Annotated in this window: 8 protein-coding genes and 1 other annotated feature; of the genes, 7 read left to right on the top strand and 1 reads right to left on the bottom strand. The window is 45.1% G+C overall.

The genetic code is table 11. The features are described 5' to 3' along the window. Window positions 1-49 precede the first annotated feature (49 nt). On the bottom strand, window positions 50-871 hold the full coding sequence (proC, locus tag LQ247_RS07685) for a pyrroline-5-carboxylate reductase (RefSeq protein WP_144498463.1): 822 nt from the start codon (window positions 869-871) through the stop codon (window positions 50-52). Between the two features lie 44 nt (window positions 872-915). Next, window positions 916-1117, bottom strand: a binding site (T-box leader). A 145-nt stretch (window positions 1118-1262) separates the two neighbouring features. Between proC and LQ247_RS07680 the strand changes: the two genes are divergently transcribed. The 7 genes from LQ247_RS07680 to bacA form a co-directional block, all read left to right on the top strand. Continuing rightward, window positions 1263-2216 (top strand): MBL fold metallo-hydrolase, encoded by a 954-nt coding sequence (locus tag LQ247_RS07680; protein WP_231005860.1) that lies wholly within the window; start codon window positions 1263-1265, stop codon window positions 2214-2216. Between the two features lie 9 nt (window positions 2217-2225). Beyond that, window positions 2226-3008 (top strand): SDR family NAD(P)-dependent oxidoreductase, encoded by a 783-nt coding sequence (locus tag LQ247_RS07675; RefSeq protein ID WP_023855134.1) that lies wholly within the window; start codon window positions 2226-2228, stop codon window positions 3006-3008. 428 nt (window positions 3009-3436) lie between these two features. After that, entirely contained in the window at window positions 3437-4159 is a 723-nt protein-coding gene (locus LQ247_RS07670) for a poly-gamma-glutamate hydrolase family protein (protein ID WP_026579336.1), read from the top strand. A 53-nt stretch (window positions 4160-4212) separates the two neighbouring features. After that, window positions 4213-4722: a DUF3189 family protein gene (locus tag LQ247_RS07665; RefSeq protein WP_023855132.1), complete on the top strand. Its 510-nt coding sequence runs from the start codon at window positions 4213-4215 to the stop codon at window positions 4720-4722. A gap of 458 nt (window positions 4723-5180) precedes the next feature. Beyond that, window positions 5181-6446 carry an MFS transporter gene (locus tag LQ247_RS07660; RefSeq protein WP_105980396.1) on the top strand — a complete coding sequence of 422 codons (1266 nt, stop codon included), beginning with the start codon at window positions 5181-5183 and terminating at the stop codon, window positions 6444-6446. A 46-nt stretch (window positions 6447-6492) separates the two neighbouring features. Continuing rightward, a complete protein-coding gene (locus LQ247_RS07655) occupies window positions 6493-7197 on the top strand; it encodes a thioesterase II family protein (RefSeq protein WP_025811196.1) in 705 nt (234 codons plus the stop codon). Between the two features lie 335 nt (window positions 7198-7532). Continuing rightward, on the top strand, window positions 7533-22162 hold a 14630-nt coding region (bacA, locus tag LQ247_RS07650; protein WP_231005859.1), incomplete at its 3' end, for a bacitracin non-ribosomal peptide synthetase BacA.

The following is a 22162-nucleotide window of genomic DNA, read 5'->3' as shown; positions in this document are numbered from 1 at the left end:
CCGCTTGGGGAAAAATCGGGAACAAGCGATACGCTGTCTCCCGGTTTTTTTAAATTTTGGCCGCAAACATATCCCTGATTTCCGCAGAACGATTCGCCGCTTCTTTGACGCAGGATATGACGATCTGTTCGAATTGATGGTCGTCAAGCACCCGAAGGCCCGCTTCTGTTGTCCCTCCGGCGCTTGTAATCTCTTTTCTCATGACAGAAGGGTTCCTGCCGGTTTCAAGCATTTGAGCCGCACCTGACATCATATCGATAATCAGCTGTTTCGCCGTTTCTTCAGGAAGTCCCAATTCCGCAGCTGACGCCTGCAGGGCTTCGACAAATCGATAAACAAAAGCGGGGCCGCTTCCGGCTACTGCTGTCACCGCATCAAGGGCAGATTCCTCAACGATTGCAACGCTTCCGACTGTCGCAAAGAGGTCAGCTGCTTCCCGCATCTGCTCTTTCGTCACGAGCGGGCTTGCCGCAAAGGCTGTGGCTGATTTTTGAATGGAGGCCGATGTATTCGGCATGGCCCTTACAACTGGCAGATCAAGCCCGGCGTAGTGCTGGATCGTGCGAATCGGAATGCCTGCAAGGACTGAAATCAGCAGCTGATCTTTTCGCAAATAGGGGCGGAGTGCGGCCATTCCGGCCGCCGCGTCCTTCGGCTTCATCGCCAAAACGAGTGTATCCGAACGGGCGGCGACTTTTGCCGTATCGGCTTCTCCGCACACCCCGTATGTCTCGCTTAACTCACGAAGTCTGGCCGTATTCGACTGATTCGTAACGAATATCGCTTCCGGCTCCATCGCACCGCTTTTGACAAGCCCCTTAATCATCGCTTCAGCCATCGAACCGGCTCCGATAAATCCCATTCGTTTCATTATGAATTCCTCCTTCTAAAAAACAAAAAAACCTTTCCGTCTTCACAAAGGACGAAAAGGTTTCGCGGTACCACCTTCATTAGCATATACATGCTCAGCTCTTGCCCCGTAACGCGGGATACGTTTAGGTTTGCCTAAGCGCTCTGAGGGCAGGTTCAACATGCAAGCGGGCTGTGAAATCTTTCAGCCGTGGATTTCACTCTCTTTCACCATTGCTTGTTTACTATTCCTCTTCATTGCGTCTTCAATCATTTACCTGCATATATTTGTTGTTCATTATGCTATGAGGAATGATGAAATGTCAACAGGCATTTGAAGCAAAAATGACATGCGCGGGAGAAAAAGGTAAAATATGATCAACATCAATTCGCAGGATGAGGAGAATCAAACGATGAAAGACGCAAGAATCATTCCTATTTCACTGCCGACTCCGTTTGCAGTCGGAGACGTCAACATTTATTTGGTCAGAGGCGAGGCGCTGACTCTGGTCGATGCCGGGCCCAACACAAAGGAGGCGGCCGCCGTTTTGAAGAAAGAGCTGGCCGGCCAGGGACTGTCATTAAACGATATTGACCAGGTCGTTCTGACCCATCATCACGCTGATCACGCCGGACTGCTGGACGAATTCCCCGCAGGGGTCAACATCATCGGCCATCCGTTCAATGAACCGTATATCAGCCAAAATCCCGATTTTATTGAAAAACAAAAGGCCTTTTTTACATACCTGTATCAGCGATTCGGCGTTCCCGGCGATATGAAGCCGCCGGGGCTTACGGTAAAAGCGTCGTACCGGTTTTCCTGTAATCGGACTTTGACAGAGACCGTTTCAGAAGGCGAGCAAATTGACGGGCTTGAAGGGTGGAGGGTTCTTGAGACGCCCGGACACGCCGCTTCACATATTGTCCTTTATCATGAGGAGCTTGGAAGCATGCTCGGAGGAGACTTGCTGTTAAAGCCGTCTTCTTCAAATCCGCTTCTTGAAGTGCCGCAAAAAGGAGAAAGGCGCCCGACTCCGCTGCTGGACTATTTGAAATCGCTCGGCAGGCTGCGGGAGCTTCCGCTCAACATTATTTATCCCGGCCACGGGGAGGACATCACAAAAGTGAATGAGCTTGTCGCCAAAAGGCTGGAAAAGCAGCGAAACAGAGCCGAAGAGGTGTACCGCATCCTTACTGAAAAACCGCATTCACCTTATCAGATATGTCAAAAACTGTTCCCTGCAGTCTATGAAAAAGAGCTGTTCTTAACGATGTCAGAAACGATTGGGCAGCTTGACGATTTGGAATCCCAAGGGAGGATCGGAGCAGAAACGGCCGATGGAATCGAGTACTATTACGCAAAGTAGGTGACGAACATGCAGCAAAAGTTGAAAGAGCAAAACGTGATGATTACAGGGGCTTCAGGAGGACTTGGGGAACGGATCGCATACCATGCCGCCAAGGAAGGAGCCGAGGTCATTCTGGCTGCGCGCAGAAAAGACCGCCTCATGGCTTTGAAGCAAAACATCGCCGATGAAACCGGTGCAAAATGCCGCATAATCGCATTGGACGTCAGCCGGACGGATGACATAAAAGCGGCGTTTCAAGAGGCCGGTCCGGTTGATATTCTTGTGAACAACGCGGGATTCGGTATTTTCGAAAACGCGCTTGACGCTTCCCTTGAAGATATGAAAGCGATGTTTGAGGTCAACGTATTCGGTCTGATCGCCTGCACGAAAATGGCACTCCCGCATATGATCAGGCAAGACAAAGGCCATATTATCAACATCGCCTCGCAAGCGGGCAAATTAGCGACGCCCAAGTCAAGCCTTTATGCGGCAACAAAGCATGCTGTGCTCGGGTATTCAAACAGCTTGAGAATGGAGCTTGCCGAAACGGGGGTCAACGTGACAACGGTCAATCCTGGACCGATTCAAACCGACTTTTTTAAGACGGCCGATAAAAGAGGGGATTATGTCAAAAGCGTCGAGAGATGGATGCTTGATCCGGATCAGGTTGCTAAGAAAGTCGTCTCGGCAATGATGACGAACAAGCGAGAAATTAATCTTCCAGGCTGGATGAACGGCGTCAGCAAACTCTATCAGCTCTTCCCAGCCCTGGTTGAACGAGCAGGCCGGAGCGCTTTCTATAAAAAATGATCGTCTCTGAAAGGAACGGAATCGTCCGTTTCTTTTTTATTTGCATTTTTTTAGATGATCTCCTGTCAGAGAGGCTCAAAATATCATATAAAGACAGGGAGACTTTGTCCCTCTTCAAACCGCTGCACCGAACCTGTGCTTCCTTCTATAGGCTTTGCTTGATCTGAAGGCACCTGTCCCGTCTGAGGCAATCGATATAAAAATACTGTATGCCGAAAGATTCCGTGCTTCCGGGAACACGCGCCGGCCGCTGATGAAAAATAAGGTAAAGGTCGCTTTCGTTATGCTGTTCTTCTTATATAAAATGGCAACTGGGTGACGAAAAGGAGTAATATTTTACCATTTATTGAAATTCTCTCATCCCGGCCGAAACATGATATCACGTGATACTCGAAAACAAAATACACGATAAAAGGAGTTTCTTAACGGTGCAGGAAGAATGGAACCCATTGATGAAAAATCGTTGCATCATCTGGTTAGTCACGGGGATTTGCTTAACGGTCATCTTTCAATTTCCGCTGCAGAGCGTCGCTTCATCTGCAGACAAATACGCCAATTTTGCCGAGCTTGCCGAACATGAAACAGAAGGAGAAGATTATCAAATCGAATATACAGACATGGGCACCGAACTGCTGATTCTTTCGCCGCACGGCGGAGGAATCGAAGGAGGTGTCAGTGAACTTGTCCGCGCCTTCAGCGCCGATTATTCCACTTACTTATTCGAAGGAATCAAACCCTCGCAAAACTGGGATCTTCACATCACAAGCAATCATTTTGATGAACCGCAGGCCGTCAAAGCGGTCAAAGAGCACAACTATACGCTGGCTTTTCATGGATATCATGACATCGTTGAACATACGCTTGTAGGAGGAACGGATACCGGAGGGGCGAAAGCGATTGTCAGAGCGCTGCACAACCAAGGTTTTTCAGCGGAGCTGGTCAGCCCAAGCCACCGGCTTGCAGGGGGAAATCCCGAAAATATCAATAATCAATGCAAAACAGGTCAAAGCATTCAATTGGAAATCAGCACGCCTCAACGAGAGGCTTTTTTTTCGGAGTTCGGCCTGTGGACGCGGGCAAGTTCTAAAAATGAGACGTTCCAAACGTATGTCTCAGCTGTTAAAGAAGTTTTGGAAACGCGGTATAAATAAGATTGTATATTTGGGTCACATTAAAACTAAAGACATTTAAGAGGGTGAGTATGTTGATCTATATATACAACTGTTACGGCGGCACTCATTCTTCTGCACTTGCCGCCGCTTATCATCTGAAAAAGCTCCCATTCAGCAGAAAACCGTCGAAAAACGAAATTTTAAGCACCGACTGTTTTAATCAATTAAGTCCGAAGGAAATGGGAAAATTAATCTTTCACGGTCTTGATGAAGAAGGCCACCAGGTGTACACGATCGGCAGAGGATCATCAAAAGCGGTCATTCCAGCCATGCTGGGCGTTTTTGAGCTGTTTGAAAAAAACGGAAAACTGCAGGAAAAAGTCGTTTTTTCAAACACGTCTCCGACTGTGCCCATTGCGATGACATTCGGCGGTTTATTTTCAAGAAGGCTGAAAATCGATCCGATCGGGGTTCCTTTGCTGGTGCTCGGAGCGCAGCAGGCATACAAAGACATCATCAAACTGGTGCAGCAAACAAAAGACCGTTCAAAAACGACTTCTTCGGTGATCGAAGTGCTGGATAACAATTTCATAAAAAAATGAACATCTAAACAGCTTCCAGTATGATGAGTCTTTCGGCTTCCATATTGGAAGCGTTTTTTATTTTTTAAATATAGTAATTGTTTTTTAAAAAGGACATTTTCTAAAAAATTGAATATAAGATAGAGGATATTGTTGAAATAGGACGAATCTATAACCTTAGAATTACTTTTCATAAATTTACTTCTTTGTAAATTTGAAGGGTAGAGATCAAGGATTTCCCTTCCACTTTGCTAGAGAATACTATCTGAAAGAAGAAACGGGGGGTTAAAAAGACGGCTGCAATCGTTATGAGAAGCAGCGATTTTATATTGGGAAATTCAATCTGTGACACTTTAAATGATAGAAGTGTAGTTTTGAAAATGAAAATCAGCGTGATAAGAGACGGAAAATTAGAATGATGTTATTTTTTCAGAATAACAAATGGAGCCGTCTGTCTCAATACAAATTAGGAGGCGCCTATGAAAAAAATGTTTTCTATTTTTCAAAATAAAAATTATGCGCTACTGTTCTTCGCATCCTTTACCTCACAAATGGGAGGGATCATCGGACTCACTGCCCTCTTGTTTTACCTGCTAGACCGTTTTTCCAATCAGCCTGCATATGCCACAATGACCGAGCTGATGCTGTCATTGCCTACATTGGCTGTATTTTTCCTCGTCGGTGTTTTCGCGGATAAGTTTGACCGGCAGAAAATCGCCAAAAACTGCGATTGGATCTGTATGGGACTATCGATTGTATTACTGCTGTCTCTCTATCTTGAATGGATGCCGTTTACATTTGCCGTTCTTTTTTTAAGAAATGCCGTTAAAAGTTTTTTCACCCCTGCCCAAACTTCTCTTATTCAAGGAATATTATCTGAAAACGAATATTCGCTGGCCGTCGGATTGAATCAAATGGTAGCCAGTTTATTTATGCTGTTCGGAAACGGGCTTGGCGTATTTTGTTATTGGACGCTTGGAGTTGAAGGAGCCGTTATGGTTGATGCAGCCAGCTTCGCACTGAGCGGGCTTTTAATTCAAGCCTGCCGGATTTCCGATGCCGTCCGCATGCCAAATGGAAAACATTCCATTAGACAGCTGAATATCGCTGGTATATGGAAAGATTTCACACTTGGTTTTACTTATATTCTCAACCATAAATTGCTGCTTGCCCTCGTGTCCGGATTCGTCCTTTTCGGAGTTGTCAATGGGGGGCTCTCGGTCATGCAGGTGTTTATATTAAAATACAAGCTTGCACCTGGAAACTATGAAGAGATGTCGATTGTACTCGGCATTGTTTTCGGTGCGGGGTTTTTGGCGGGGAGCATCGCCGCATCCTTGCTTTCTCAAAAATTGAAGCTTTATCAACTTTTGATCCTAGCGCTGATTGTTTGCGGATGTGCCACGATTTCCGGCTCCCTGGTTAAAAGTTTGTGGCTGTATATGGTCTGCTCCTGCTTTATCGCGGTTTCGCTTCCAAGCATCAACGTTGCCATCGGAGGGTGGATACCAAACATCGTCAATCCGAAAATGATGGGTAGGGTGCAGGGGTGGATTCATCCGCTTATGATGCTCTCACAGTCGCTGACCCTTCTGTTTATTGCGTGGCTTTACCCGGCATGGATCGCGCTTGAAAGCCTGTATTGGCTAGTCGGGGGAAGCCTGATTGCTGTTGGCGTTTTCTACATGATTATCCTTCCGAAGTTTTTAGCGCTGAATCGGACGGCTGACGTATCTGTCGATTAACGGCTTATTCACCAAAAAATATCTACAACGAAAGGGAATGATAGAAATGAAATTATTTTGCCTGCCTTACGCCGGCGGATCCGAATCTGCATTTTATTCCTGGAAAGGCCATATGCAGCCCGACATTGAGATTTGTCCGATTCAGCTGAAGGGAAGGGGCCGGCGTTTCAACGAGCCTTGTTACGAAAGCCTTGAAGAAGCAGTTCAAGACATTTTTGAGCAGGTTCAAGCTGAACGAAAAGGTGACGACTACGCTCTTTTTGGGCACAGCATGGGAAGCCTTTTGGCATATGAACTTTACTATCAAATGAGCGGGGCGGGAGCTGAAAAACCGGTTCACATTTTTTTCTCGGGCTATAAAGCGCCAAACAGGATCAGAAAGAAAGAAAAACTGCATACCTTGCCCAATCCTATTTTTAAGAAAAAAATTGTCGAGCTCGGGGGAACACCTGAGGAGCTCATCAATCATGAAGAGCTATTTGAATTGTTTATCCCCATTCTCAAAAGCGACTTTAAAATGGTAGAAAACTATATCTATCAAGAAAGAAACAGCAAAATAGATTGCGACATTACCGTTCTCAACGGAAAAGAAGACGCTATGAGCAAGGAAGATGTATCCGATTGGAAACATCATACTTCAGGACACTTTACAGCCTACTACTTTGAGGGGAATCATTTCTTTTTGCACCATCACGTTGAAAAGATCACCGGCATCATCAATCATTCATTGACAGCCAGCCGGACGTTTTAACCTACGATTTCGGCGAGATTCAAGCCCGGGCCTAATCTATTTTTCCTTCCTCCGCAGCTTCGAAAATTACTTTTATTATAATCGGAACAGTGTTTTTTAGGTCTTTTGATCTGGTTGCTGTTTATCTTGTCTCATAAATACGTGTATCGACAATGTAAAATATAAAATATCCAATTCATAAAAAATTAACCATTATTAAACAATATTCCCATGGAAAATAATGATTATTTTTGATAATCTGTTTTCACAAGACGGAGGTTCAATAAAAAATCGGTAAAAGAGCAACTACAGACCAATATTATGGTGAATATTTTATCAAAAAGGAGAATTTTTATATGGTTGCTAAACATTCATTAGAAAATGGGGTATTTCACAAAATGACAGAGAATGAAAAAGAACTGATCCTACATTTTAACAACACAAAGACCGATTATCCAAAAAACAAGACGCTTCATGAGCTTTTTGAGGAACAGGCCATGAAGACGCCTGACCAGACGGCTCTTGTGTTCGGTGCTCAGCGCATGACCTACAGAGAGCTGAATGAAAAAGCAAACCAAACTGCGAGACTTCTCAGGGAAAAAGGGATCGACAGAGGCTCGATTGCCGCGATGATCGCGGAGCGCTCCTTTGAAATGATCATCGGCATCATTGGCATTTTAAAAGCGGGAGGTGCGTATCTGCCGATCGACCCTGAAACGCCGAAAGACAGAATGGCCTTCATGCTCAGCGACACGAAAGCCGCGGTGCTGCTAACGCAAGGAAAAGCGGCAGACGGAATCGATTGTGAGGCTGACATCGTTCAGCTGGACAAAAAGGCTTCAGACGGATTCAGTAAAGAACCGCTCAGTTCTGTCAATGATTCCGGCGATACCGCCTATATTATCTACACATCAGGTTCCACGGGAACGCCAAAAGGCGTCGTCACCCCGCACTACAGTGTCATAAGGGTCGTTCAAAATACCAATTATATCGATATCACAGAAGACGACGTGATCCTCCAGCTGTCCAATTATTCGTTTGACGGATCAGTGTTCGACATCTTCGGCGCTTTATTAAACGGAGCGTCGCTGGTCATGATTGAGAAGGAAGCGTTATTGAACATCAATAGACTTGGAAGCGCTATCAATGAGGAGAAGGTCAGCGTGATGTTCATTACGACGGCACTGTTCAACATGATTGCAGATATTCATGTCGACTGTCTGTCGAATTTACGAAAAATCCTCTTCGGCGGGGAGAGAGCGTCGATTCCGCATGTGAGAAAAGTGCTGAATCATGTCGGCCGGGATAAATTGATTCATGTTTACGGCCCGACGGAAAGCACGGTATATGCGACATATTATTTCATCAATGAAATAGATGAAAAAGCCGATACAATCCCGATCGGCAGCCCGCTGGCGAATACGTCAGTCTTGATCATGGATGAAGCCGGCAAGCTCGTGCCGATCGGGGTTCCCGGAGAGCTGTGCATCGCAGGCGACGGTTTAAGCAAAGGATATTTAAACCGCGAGGAACTGACGGCGGAAAAATTCATCCCGCATCCGTTTATGCCGGGAGAAAGGCTGTACAAAACAGGTGATTTAGCGAAATGGCTGCCTGACGGCAACATCGAATTCATCGGCCGAATCGACCACCAGGTGAAAATCCGCGGTTTCAGGATCGAACTCGGCGAAATCGAAAGCCGGCTGGAGATGCATGAAGACATCAATGAGACGATCGTCATCGTCCGGGAAGACGAAGAAAGCCGCCCGTACATTTGCGCCTATATCACGGCAAATCATGAGATTTCCCTTGATGAGCTGAAAGGATTTTTAGGTGAAAGGCTTCCGGACTACATGATCCCCGCATATTTTGTCAAATTGGACAAGCTGCCCCTCACCAAAAACGGGAAAGTGGACAGAAAAGCCCTGCCTGAGCCGGACAGAACGGCGGGGGCGGAAAACGAATATGAAGCGCCGCGAAATGAAACGGAAGAAAAGCTGGCAGCTGTTTGGCAGGATGTTTTGCACGTTGAAAAAGCGGGCATTCATGATCATTTTGCACAAATGGGCGGACATTCATTGCATGCGATGGAGCTCATCGCCAAAATAAAGGAAAAAATGAATGTTGAAATTCCGCTGCATCAGCTATTTAAGCTTGCGACCATAAAGGAATTGAGCGCTTTTATCGAAGCTAATCAACAAGAAGACAAGGGAGACGGCTTCGTGACAAGGGCTGCCGATCCGGAAAATATCCATGAAACATTCCCGCTTACAGGCATTCAGCTGGCTTATTTAGTTGGAAGAGATGAGTCGTTCGAAATCGGCGGAGTCGCTACGAATTTAACTGTCGAATTTGAAGCTGATGTCGATTTGAATCGATTTCAGCTGACACTGCAAAAATTGATTGACAGGCATCCGATTCTCCGCACGATCGTATTTGAAAACGGAACGCAAAAAATTCTCGAAGCAACACAACGTTATACAATCGAAACTCAGGATTTAAGAGGTTTCACAGAAGAAGAAATCAACGCCAGAATTTTAGAACAGCGGGAGAAGATGACATCAAAGATCATTGATCCAAGTGTATGGCCTTTGTTTGAACTCAAAACGTTTATGCTGCCGGGAGAGAAAAAATATTTTTTCCTCAATGTGGACCCGCTCATTTGCGATGACAGCAGTATGAAACGATTAATCAGGGAGTTTAAACAACTATATGAAAACCCCGGCCTCAAACTGCCTTCACTAGCATACAGCTTCAGAGATTATGTTTTGGCCTCGATCGATTTTAAGCAAACAAGCAGATATCAAAAAGACCAAAAATATTGGCTGGATAAACTGGATCATTTTCCAAGTGCGCCTGAGCTGCCTCTTAAATCAGATCCAGCCCATGTAGCGAAACCTTCGTTCAAGAAGTTTTCAACGTTTTTGGATGGACATACATGGAATGAATTAAAAAAGAAAGCCCGGCATTATCATCTCACGCCGACCTCAGTCCTTTGTGCTGCATATGCCTATATTTTAGCTTATTGGAGCCGGCAAAACCACTTTGCTATCAATTTAACCGTATTTAACAGAATCCCGTTTCATCCGGATGTCAAAAACATGATCGGAGATTTTACCTCTTTAATGCTGCTGGACATCCATGCCGAAGAAAACACGAGCTCTTTCTGGAGATTTGCTTTAAATGTTCAGGACACGCTTTTAGAAGCACTGGAACACAGACATTATGACGGAGTTGATGTGATCAGAAACATCGCCAAAAAGAATGGCATGAATAAAAAAGCGGTCATGCCGATCGTATTCACAAGCGTGCTGAGTGAAAATCCCGACGACTCATTTGACAGTCTTGTCGATTTTGACAACATTCATTTCTTTAGCACGAGAACGTCGCAAGTATACATTGACAACCAAGTATATGAAATAAACGGCGGCCTTTATATTACATGGGACTATGTGGAGCAAATTTTTGAACATGAAGTAATTGAATCGATGTTTGACCAGTATATCGCAGTCATCCAGAAAGCCGTATCCGGCGAAGACGTTTCAACCATCCAAATAAATGAAAAAAGCCGCCAGATGATCAGCGCCTATAATAACACAGATCAATCTTTCGATACCGAGCCCTTGCACGAATTGTTTACCGGCCAGGTTAAACATGGACCTGACAGAGTGGCACTCAAGCATCATGATGAGGTGATGACCTATCAGGAGCTTGACGAAAAATCCAACCAGGTCGCAAGATTTCTCATTGGAAAAGGGGTTGAAAGGGGCGACTATATCGGTGTCATCGGCAAAAGAAGCCTGGGGACGATTGTCAATTTATTGGCTGTATTGAAGACTGGAGCAGCTTATATCCCTCTCGATCCGGATTATCCGGAAGAAAGAAAGGCGTATATCCAATCAAAAAGCAACTGCAAATTCTTCATCAGCCATGACGTGTATGACAAAGAACATATCGAGCGCTTCTCAAAAGCGCCGGTTGACCGAAAAGTCGATTTGGATGACATGGCATATGTCATCTTTACGTCAGGAAGCACAGGCAAGCCAAAAGGCGTTCAGATTACGCATGGTGCCGCAGCGAATACCATTCTCGATATCAATGAAAAATTCAACGTCACAGAACAAGATAACATAATGGGCATTTCCTCATTGTGCTTTGATTTATCTGTTTATGACGTGTTTGGCGCTTTAAGCAGCGGGGCGTCACTGGTCATCATTGATGACCAAAGGGATGTATTCAGTCTGAAAGAGACAGTCGAAAAAGAACGGATTACAATTTGGAATTCTGTTCCGGCGATTATGGGAATGACGGCCGATGTATACCCGGCCAACGAGCTCAATCATCATCTCAGACTCATCCTGCTAAGCGGAGACTGGATACCGCTTCAGCTGCCTGCAACCATAAAGAAGACGTTTAAAAACGCAGAAGTGATTAGTTTGGGAGGCGCAACAGAGGGATCGATCTGGTCGATCTACTATCCGATTCAAAAAGTAGAGGAAGACTGGAAAAGCATTCCTTATGGAAAACCGCTGGCCAATCAAAAAATATACGTATTGAACCAGAATAAACAATTATGTCCCGTCGGTGTCGAAGGAGAGCTGTACATAGGCGGAGCAGGGGTAGCAAGCGGGTATATTCATGATCAAGAAAAAACGGATCATTCATTTATCCATCATCAGGAATTAGGTTACATCTATAAAACGGGTGACTATGGCGTCTTGAAAGAGGACGGTTATGTAGAGTTTCTCGGAAGAAAAGACAGCCAGGTGAAGATCAGAGGCTACAGAGTGGAAATGGGGGAAATTGAAAATACTCTCGTAAGCCATCAGGAGATTACGAAGGCATCGGTTATTGATTACACAAGTCCGGATGGAATCAAAAACTTATACGCTTTTGTTGTAGCAGAGAACGCGATCAGCCAATTAGATGTAAAGGAATTTTTGCAAAAAACGCTGCCTGACTATATGATTCCTGCGAAATTCGTGGAAATTGACAAAATCCCGTTAACTGTAAACGGAAAAGTCGATAAGCGCACGCTCCATGACTTGGCTGAACAGCATACCGCAGATGAAGGTCAACGAGGCGGATCGATGCTGCCGGAGAATGAAACACAAGCCATGCTTCTGGAGATTTGGAAAGATATATTTGGCCTAGACAGCATCAATCTTCATGTCAGCTATTATGAAATCGGCGGAGACTCACTCAAGGCGATATCCATCATCACGGAAATCAACAAACGAATGAATGTTGAGATGCCGATCAGCGAAATCTTTAAAAATGATTCAATCATCGCTTTGGACCACTATTTGAAAAACAGAGAAGAAAGCGATATGGAACATCCGATTCAAACAGCTCACGAAAAAGAGTATTATCCGACATCCCCTGCCCAACAAAGAATGTATATGCTGTCGATGCTGGAAAATGAAAGGGGAGCTTACCATATTCCGATGGCCCTTCTTGTCGAAGGCCGGATAAACGCCATACAGCTTGAAAACGCATTGAAGACATTTTTGCAAAGACATGAAGTTTTGCGAACCGGGTTTGAAATTCAAAACAATGAACTCATCCAAAAAATTTATGAGAATGTCGAATTCCGCCTCGAATACGAGTGCTTAGACGCTTCAATTACAGATCAGCATGCTTTAATGGAGATCACAAGCAGGTACTGTAAAGAATCCATTAAGCCTTTTGATTTGAGCCGGCCGCCTCTTATGAGGGCCAAGCTGATCAAAATCGACGATAATAGGCATATACTGGTCATAAATTTTCACCACATCATCAGTGACGGGGTTTCTCAAGGGATCCTGATGAATGAAATATTGGAACTTTACAGCAATGTGCCATTGCCGGAAGTAAATGTGCAATATAAAGATTATGTGGAATGGAATCATACATTTAATCAATCAGCCGCGATGAAAAAGCAGGAAGCTTATTGGCTTGACGTTTATCGCGATATACCGTCAAAGCTGGACTTTCCTTATGACTATAAACGTCATCATATCGACACGTTTGAAGGAAGCAGCGTGTTTTTGGAAATGGAGCGGGAGCTGTCAGATCATATAAGGAAGCTGGCGAAACACACCGGAACAACTCTTTATACGGTGATGCTGAGCGCATATTATGTGCTTTTAAATAAATATACAAATCAAACAGATATCGTTGTCGGAACCGCTGCTGCGGGAAGGCTGCATCCTGATCTGCAAGATGTATTCGGCGTTTTTGTAAATACACTTGCTTTGCGGAACGAGGTTGATACTTCCAACAGCTTTAAAGAATTTTTGCAGCAGACGAAAGAGCGTACGATAGCGGCCTTTGACAATTCCGAGTATCCGTTTGATGATTTGATCCGCAAACTCAATGGTGTACGGGAGTCTAACCGCAATCCTTTGTTCGACACGATGTTTGTTCTGGAAGATGCCAGGATGTTTACCAAACAGAAAGGCGATGTCAAGCTGAGTCCGATCATCTTTGAACTGGACAATGCAAAATTTGACATGATCTTTAATGTGTTGGATTTTGAACAAAAGATCGTATTGAACATTGAATATTCGACAAACCTTTTCAAGGAAGAGACGATTCAAAAGATAGCGGAAGATTATTTCAGGATTTTAGAGGAAGTTTCAGAAAACCTTGATGTTACTTTACATCAAATCGATATGATATCCCGTCAAGAAAAACGGACACTTTTAGAGTCCTTCAACCATACAAAGACGGCATATCCAAAAGGAAAAGCAATCCACCAGCTGTTTGAGGAGCAGGTGAATCGAATACCAGATCACACTGCGGTTGTTTTTGAAGATCAAAAACTGACGTACCGACAGTTGAATGAAAAAGCAAATCAAGTGGCAAGGCTGTTGCGAGAAAAAGGTGTTAAGCCGGATACGCTCGTCGGGATCGTGATGGAGCGGTCGTCCGATATGATTGCAGCGGTTCTCGGTGTGCTGAAAGCAGGCGGCGCCTATTTGCCGATTGATCCTGAGTATCCTCTGGAGCGGATGAGATACATGGCTTTTGACAGTGAAGTCAAAGTCATCATCTCTGACGTTCCGCTGGCCGAGGAGCTTACGGCGGAATCGATCGAGTTGATTCATATGGATGATGAGAGGATTGCCGGGCAGGATCGGTCAAACATTGACAATGTCAATCAAAGCGGCGACCTTGCATATGTCATCTATACGTCGGGTTCAACAGGAAAGCCAAAAGGCGTGATGATCGAGCATCAATCATTGATCAACTTGTGCCGCTGGCATCAATCTTGTTTTGAAGTCGGACAAAACGACAACAGCTCGATTTATGCGAGCATCAGCTTCGACGCTTTTGTCTGGGAGCTGTTCCCTTATATAACAGCGGGAGCCACCGTTCATGTCCTCAATCAGGAGACAAGGCTGGATGTTGAAAAGCTGAACCGGTATTTTCATAACCATCATATTACGATCAGCTTTTTGCCGACACCAGTCTGCGAACAATTTACAGCGCTTGACAATCATTCGTTAAGAACGCTGTTAACGGGCGGAGATAAATTAAACGTCTTTAAAGAAAAAAGCTATCAAATCGTAAACAACTACGGACCGACGGAGAATACAGTCGTTGCTACAAGTTTTCCAATCGACAAATCGTATCAAAATATTCCGATCGGAAAACCGATCGATAACGTCAAAGTGTATATATTGAACAAAGACCTTCAGCTTTGTCCGCTCGGAGCCAGCGGCGAGCTCTGCATCGCCGGGGAAGGGCTGGCCCGCGGGTATGTAAATAGACCGGAATTGACTCGGGAAAAATTCATCGAAAATCCATTTGTACCCGGGGAAAGAATGTACCGCACAGGTGATCTTGCCAAAATGCTGCCAGATGGAAACATTCAGTTTTTGGGACGGGTTGACCAGCAGGTTAAGATTCGCGGCTATCGGATCGAACCCGGCGAGATCGAGAACCAGCTGCTTAAATATGAAAAGATTGAAGAAGCGGCGGTCATCGCAAGAGAAGACGGAGATCATGACCCGTATCTTTGCGCATATGTAACGGCTAAAAAGGAAGTCGAACAGGAAAAGATCAGAGCGTTTTTAAAGAAAAGCCTTCCGGATTATATGATTCCTCAGCACTTTGTCCAGCTTGACGGGCTGCCGCTTACCGTGAATGGAAAAGTGGATAAGAAAAGCCTTCCGGTTCCGGAACGGAGCATCACAATGGATCGCTGCTATGAAGCGCCGCGGGATCAGATGGAAGAAAAACTTGTTTCCATATGGGAAGAGGCTTTAGGAATCAATAAAATCGGAATCAACAGCAGCTTCTTTGAAGCCGGCGGGCATTCGCTTAAAGCCGCCGCTTTGGTATCAACTATTCATAAAGAACTGAATGTCAAGCTGCCTTTAAGACAAATATTCGATACCCCGACGATTAAAGGGCTGAGGGAATATATCGGTGCGGCGAAGGAAAGTACTTTTACATCGTTAGGAAAAACGGAAGAAAAACCATATTACCGATTGTCTTCAGCGCAAAAAAGGCTCTATATCCTTTCTCAAGCAGGCAGTCATGTTGCATATAACATGCCTTTTGCCATGACGCTCGAAGGCGATTTTGATATCCGCCGATTTGAGAATACATTCAAAAATATGATTAAAAGACATGAATCATTTCGAACTTCATTTGTCATGATCGACGGTGAAGTGATGCAGCAGATTGAAAACGAGATCGATTTTCAAGTCGCATACAGTGACATCGGCAAAGAAAGTGCCGAAGAAAAAATCAAAAGCTTTATCAGGCCGTTTCAATTGGAAAAAGCACCGCTTTTAAGGGCGGAGGTCGTCAAAGTGAATGAACGTGAGCACTTGCTGATGTTCGATATGCACCATATCATTTCCGATGGCGTGTCCACCGACATCTTCATTCAAGAGCTGGGAGCGCTGTATGAAGGGAAATCACTGGAACCGTTCGATATTCAATATATAGATTACGCAGAATGGGAAAATAGCCATGCCCGCAGCGAGGAGCTTAAAAGACAGGAAGAATACTGGCTGAAGACGTATAAAGGCGATATCCCGGTCCTTGATCTCCCGACAGATCATAAAAGGCCGCTGACGAAAAGCTCTGAAGGTGACACCGTCACTGCAGCAATCGAAAGTGAAACATTCCGCAAGCTTCAGCATATGGCGAAAGAAAACGGCGTTACGATGTACATGCTTCTGTTGGCCGGTTATACAGCACTGCTTTCCAAATATACAGGTCAGGAAGATATCATCGTCGGGACTCCGGCTGCAGGGAGAAATCATGAGGATATTCAACATCTCATCGGCATGTTTGTCAATACCTTGGCGATCAGAAACCATCCGGAAGGGAAAAAGACTTTCAGACATTATTTGCAAGAGGTAAAAGAAAACACGCTTCAGGCTTATGAAAACCAGGATTATCCGTTTGAAGAGCTTGTAGAAAAAGTAAACATCAAACGGGACATGGCCCGAAACCCGCTCTTTGATACGATGCTCGTGTACCATAACACTGACGTAAAGCCGTTTGAAGCAGAGGGGCTGAGAAGCAGGCTGGTGGAGATCAAGCGCGGCATTTCCAAGTTTGACATCACAGTGACTGCGAGTGAAGCGGCAGACGGATTAAGATTGGAAGTTGAGTATTCAACGACGCTATTCAACAAGGAAAGAATGGAAAGACTATCTGAACACCTGATCAGCTTGTTGGAACAAGCGGCGGATCATCCGGACATTGCCATCAATCAGATAGATGTCCTGACAAAGGGTGAAAGACATCGGGTTCTGTATGATTTTAACCGAACAGACGGTGTGTTCTGCAAAGAGATGACGATACCGGAGCTGTTTGAAAAGCAGGCGGAAAAAACGCCTGATCATCCGGCGGTTGCCTTCGGGGATGAAACGATTTCTTACAGGGAGCTGAATGAAAGGGCGAACAGCCTGGCTTTCACCTTGCGTCAAAAAGGAGTAGGCCCTGATGTGATAGCAGGGATTCTCACAGAACGGTCAATCGAAATGATCGTCGGTATTATGGGTATTTTGAAAGCTGGCGGAGCCTATCTGCCAATCGATCCGGCGTATCCGCAGGAAAGAATAAGCTACATGTTAAAAGACAGCGATGTCAGCGTATTATGCGCGGCAGGCGATGTGGATCTGGGTGAAGCTTATGCCGGAGACATCATCCGGATTGATCAAACCGGACAAAATGACCACGTGGAAAACCTTAAGCATGACATCAAGCCGGAGCATTTGGCATATGTCATCTATACATCGGGATCCACTGGAAAACCGAAAGGCGTCATGATCGAGCATCATAGTGTGAACAATCTTGTTCATGGATTAAATGAAAGAATTTACCATCATCTCGATGCTCATTTAAATGTAGCACTGGTTGCGCCTTATATATTTGATGCCTCTGTCAAACAAATATTCGCAGCGCTTCTCTTCGGGCATACCCTTTGCATCGTCCCGCGCGAGACAGCTTGGGATGCGATGAGTTTAATTGAGTATTATTCGAAAAACAACATCAATGTATCGGACATGACGCCTGCTCATTTAAACATGCTGGCGTATGTAGACAAAACGGAACTCGAATTCGATCTGAAGGAATTGATTGTCGGCGGAGATGCTTTAACACCTGATGTCATAGGCGGCCTATTTCATAAATTCCCGAATCTGTCATGCAATATCACGAATGTATACGGCCCGACAGAGTGCTGTGTTGATGCTGCTTCACATCAAATCGAATCGGGAAAAGTGCCGCAAACACCGTCCATTCCGATCGGCAGACCGCTTCTCAATACAAGCATCTATATTGTGGACAAAGACCTCCGCCCTCTGCCGGTTGGGATTGCCGGAGAACTATGCATAGCAGGCGAAGGGGTTGCCAGAGGGTATGTAAACAGACCTGAGCTTACGGCGGAAAAGTTTGTCGACCATCCATTTGAGCCGGGCAAAAAAATGTACAAAACCGGAGATTTGGCGAGGTGGCTTCCGGATGGACAGATTGAGTTTTTGGGACGCGCCGATCATCAAGTGAAAATCCGCGGCTATCGAATAGAGCTTGGCGAAGTGGAACAGCAGCTCTTGTCACATGAGAAGATTAAAGAAGCGGCGGTGATCTCAGGAAAGGATCAAAACGGCAACAGCTATTTATGCGCCTATTTCGCGTCTGATCAGGAATTGCCTGCAGCTGATGTACGACAATTTCTTGAAAGGGAAATGCCTGATTATATGATTCCGTCCTATTTTGTTAAGCTTGACAGGCTCCCGCGCACCCTAAGCGGTAAAGTGGACAGAAGCGCACTGCCTGAGGCGGACGGAAATTTAATAGAAGGAACTCGGTACGATCCGCCCCGAAATGAAATCGAACGAAAACTCGTGCAAGTCTGGAGAGAGATTCTCGGTGCCGAGGACATCGGGATCAGCCACCATTTCTTTGCGGCAGGGGGAGACTCGATCAAGGCGCTCCAGATCGTTTCCAGGCTGGCAAAGATGAACCTGAAACTTGAGATGAAGGCGCTGTTCGCCAATCCGAAAATAAAGGATCTCAGCCGATTGATCAGAGAAGAAACGAGACATCGCAAACATAACAAACCCGTTACAGGTGAGACGGAACTGCTTCCTATCCAAAAGAGATATTTTGCGAACAACAAAGAGGAGCTTGACCACTTCAACCAGTCATTTATGCTCTTTAGAAAAGACGGCTATGACGAAAACATCGTCAGAACAGCCTTCAATAAAATACTGGAGCAGCATGACGCGTTAAGGATGATCTATGAAGAAAAAGACGGAGACATCATTCAATACAACAGAGGCTATCGTGAAAACTTGTTCGACCTGGATGTTTATGATGTAAGAGGCCTTGACAATCAAGCGGAAAAGGTGTTTGAGCTGGCGACAGGCATTCAAAAAAAATCATCGATTAGAAAAGGAAAACTCGTTCATCTTGGCATCTTCCGGGCTGATGAGGGCGATCACCTGCTCATTGCGATCCATCATCTTGTCGTTGACGGCGTATCGTGGAGAATTTTGTTCGAGGATTTTGAAACATTGTACCTTCAGGCATTGAAAGGCGAACCTCTCGACATCGGATATAAAACGGATTCATACCAAGAGTTCGCCCGTCAATTGAAGAAGTATGCCCAAAGCCGCAGGCTGTTAAAGGAAAGGGAGTATTGGCAAAAGGCCCTGGAAGCGGATGCTCCATTTATTCCTGCTGAAAAGCTTGAACGAGACACGTTTGAACACAGCGCGACTTTGTGCATCAGAATCAGCCCAGACGTGACAGCAAAACTTTTGCGAAACGCAAACAAAGCCTACAACACGGAAATCAACGATATTTTGCTGACGGCATTAATCGCCGCAGTCAGGGATATCACCGGAGAAAACAAATTGAAGGTCATGATGGAAGGGCACGGCAGGGAGGACATCTTAGACGGTGTTGACATCACGAGAACGATCGGCTGGTTTACGACGGTTTATCCGGTCTTTATCGATTTGGGAGAAGAAAAAGAAATATCGCAAAATATCAAAATGGTCAAAGAAACGTTGAGAAAAATACCGAATAAAGGAATCGGCTACGGCGTTTTAAAATACATGACAGAAGAGCTTCAGAAAATACAAACTCAGGCTCCGCTTTCTTTTAACTATTTTGGAGAAATGAACAATGATATGAATAGAAAAGTATTTTCCCAGTCGCCATTTTCACCGGGCGAAAGCATCGGCGGAAAAATCGCTAGGCACTGCGCCGTCGAAATGAATGCGATCTCTTTAAACGGCGAATTGACAATCTATACGACGTTCAACCAGGACCAATACCAAACAAGCGCAATCGAACAACTCAATCAATCATTCAAAGAAAACCTGGAAAAGATCGTCGATCATTGCGTTAATAAAGAAGGATCGGACATGACGCCTTCCGATTATGGCGATGTCTCACTTGGTCTTGAAGAGCTGGAGCGTATTAAAGATAAGTACAGCGCTTTTCAAATCGAAAAGATCTATCCGCTGGCCAACATGCAAAAAGGAATGCTATTTCATAACGCTATGGATCAGACATCAGGGGCATACCTCCAGCAAATTGTCATCGAATTAAAAGGACGTGTCGATCCGGACATTTTAGAAGAAAGCTTTCACGAGATCGTGAAGAGGCATGAAATCTTAAGGGCGTCTTTTGAATATGAAATCACATCCGAACCGAGACAGATTATAGCTAGAGAACGGAAAACGCCTTTCGCATCAATAGATCTGACAGGCGAAAATCGGACTCGCCAGCATAGGTTCATAGAAACATATTTAAAAGAAGATCAGGAAAAAGGCTTTGATCTGAGCAGTGAAGCCCTCATGAGGGTTTGTTTGATCAGAATGAATGACGAATCGTATCGGCTGATTTGGAGTCATCACCACATCCTCCTGGACGGCTGGTGTCTGGGTATTGTTTTGAGCGAGCTGTTCAGTCTATATGGAAAAATAATGAAAGGTGAATCCCGCCGATTAAAAGAGCCGAAGCCGTATGGAGACTATATCAAATGGCTGGAAGAACAAGATAAAGAAGAAGCGGCGGCATACTGGAAGGATTATCTAAAAGGGTATGAGTCGCGGTCTGAACTTCCGGCGTTCAATCGCGGCGCAACGTCAGAAGAATATGGCGGCAAAGAAAAAGTCATATCGTTTTCAAAAGAACTGACAACGAAAATCACCCGGATCGCCAAGACGCATCATGTCACCATCAATACGGTTCTTCAAGGAATTTGGGGCATGATTCTCGCCAAATACAACAATACCGATGAAGTCGTATTCGGAACCGTCGTCTCGGGACGGGAGGCTCCTGTTGACGGCATCGAAGAGATGGTCGGCTTGTTTATTCATACAATACCGACCCGGATCAGCTTTGAAGGCGCAAGAAGCTTTAAAGAGGTGTTAAAGAAAACACAAGCCGAGTCTATCGAAAGCAATCGATACAGCTATATGAATTTATCGGAAATTCAGGAACTGAGTGAAATGAAAAGAGAGCTGATCACCCATGTCATGGCCTTTCAAAATTATGCGTTTGATGAAGAGCTGTTCAGAAGCCAATCCGGGGAAAGCGGTTTTGAACTGGAAGGTGTTCATGGAAAAGAACAAACCAACTATGATTTTAATCTGACCGGCGTTTTAGAAAATGAGCAGCTGAAACTCAAATTGACATTTAATGAAAATGTGTATGACGACACCATCATCGAAACACTAGAAAAGCATATCATCACCGTCGCAGAACAAGTGGCGGAAGATGAGATACAAACATTACGAGACATCAACCTTGTGTCAAAAGAAGAAAAACAGAGGATTTTACACACATTCAACGATACAAAAACGGATTACCCGAAAGACAAGCCGCTTCATGAGCTCTTTGAGGAACAGGCCATGAAGACGCCTGACCAGACGGCTCTTGTGTTCGGTGCTCAGCGCATGACCTATAAAGAGCTGAATAAGAAAGCAAACCAAACCGCGAGACTCCTCAGGGAAAAGGGTATCGGCAGAGGCTCGATTGCCGCGATCATCGCGGAGCGCTCCTTTGAGATGATCATCGGCATCATTGGCATTTTAAAAGCGGGAGGTGCGTATCTGCCGATCGACCCTGAAACGCCTAGAGACAGAATCGATTATATGTTGAAAAATAGCGGTGCGGCATTGTTAGTAACAACAGATTCGCTTCTTCAACCTTTTGATATAAGAACCGTTGATTTGCGTTCGGACGAGTTGCACTTACTAGGCGAAGAGAATCTTCCGCGTGTAAATAGCTCAAGCGATACAGCGTACATCGTCTACACGTCCGGCTCAACCGGAACACCAAAAGGAGTGGTCATCCCGCATTACAGTGCGGCGAGAGTCGTTCAAAATACCAATTATATCGACATCACAGAAGATGACGCCATTCTCCAGCTGTCCAATTATTCGTTTGACGGATCGGTGTTCGACATCTTCGGCGCTCTCTTAAACGGAGCCTCACTCGTCCTGATCGAAAAAGA

Source organism: Bacillus sp. BS3(2021) (genome assembly GCF_021043345.1).
Lineage (GTDB): Bacteria > Bacillota > Bacilli > Bacillales > Bacillaceae > Bacillus > Bacillus paralicheniformis.
Note: the sequence above shows the minus strand (reverse complement) of the source record. Positions and strands in the feature narration are given on the sequence as shown.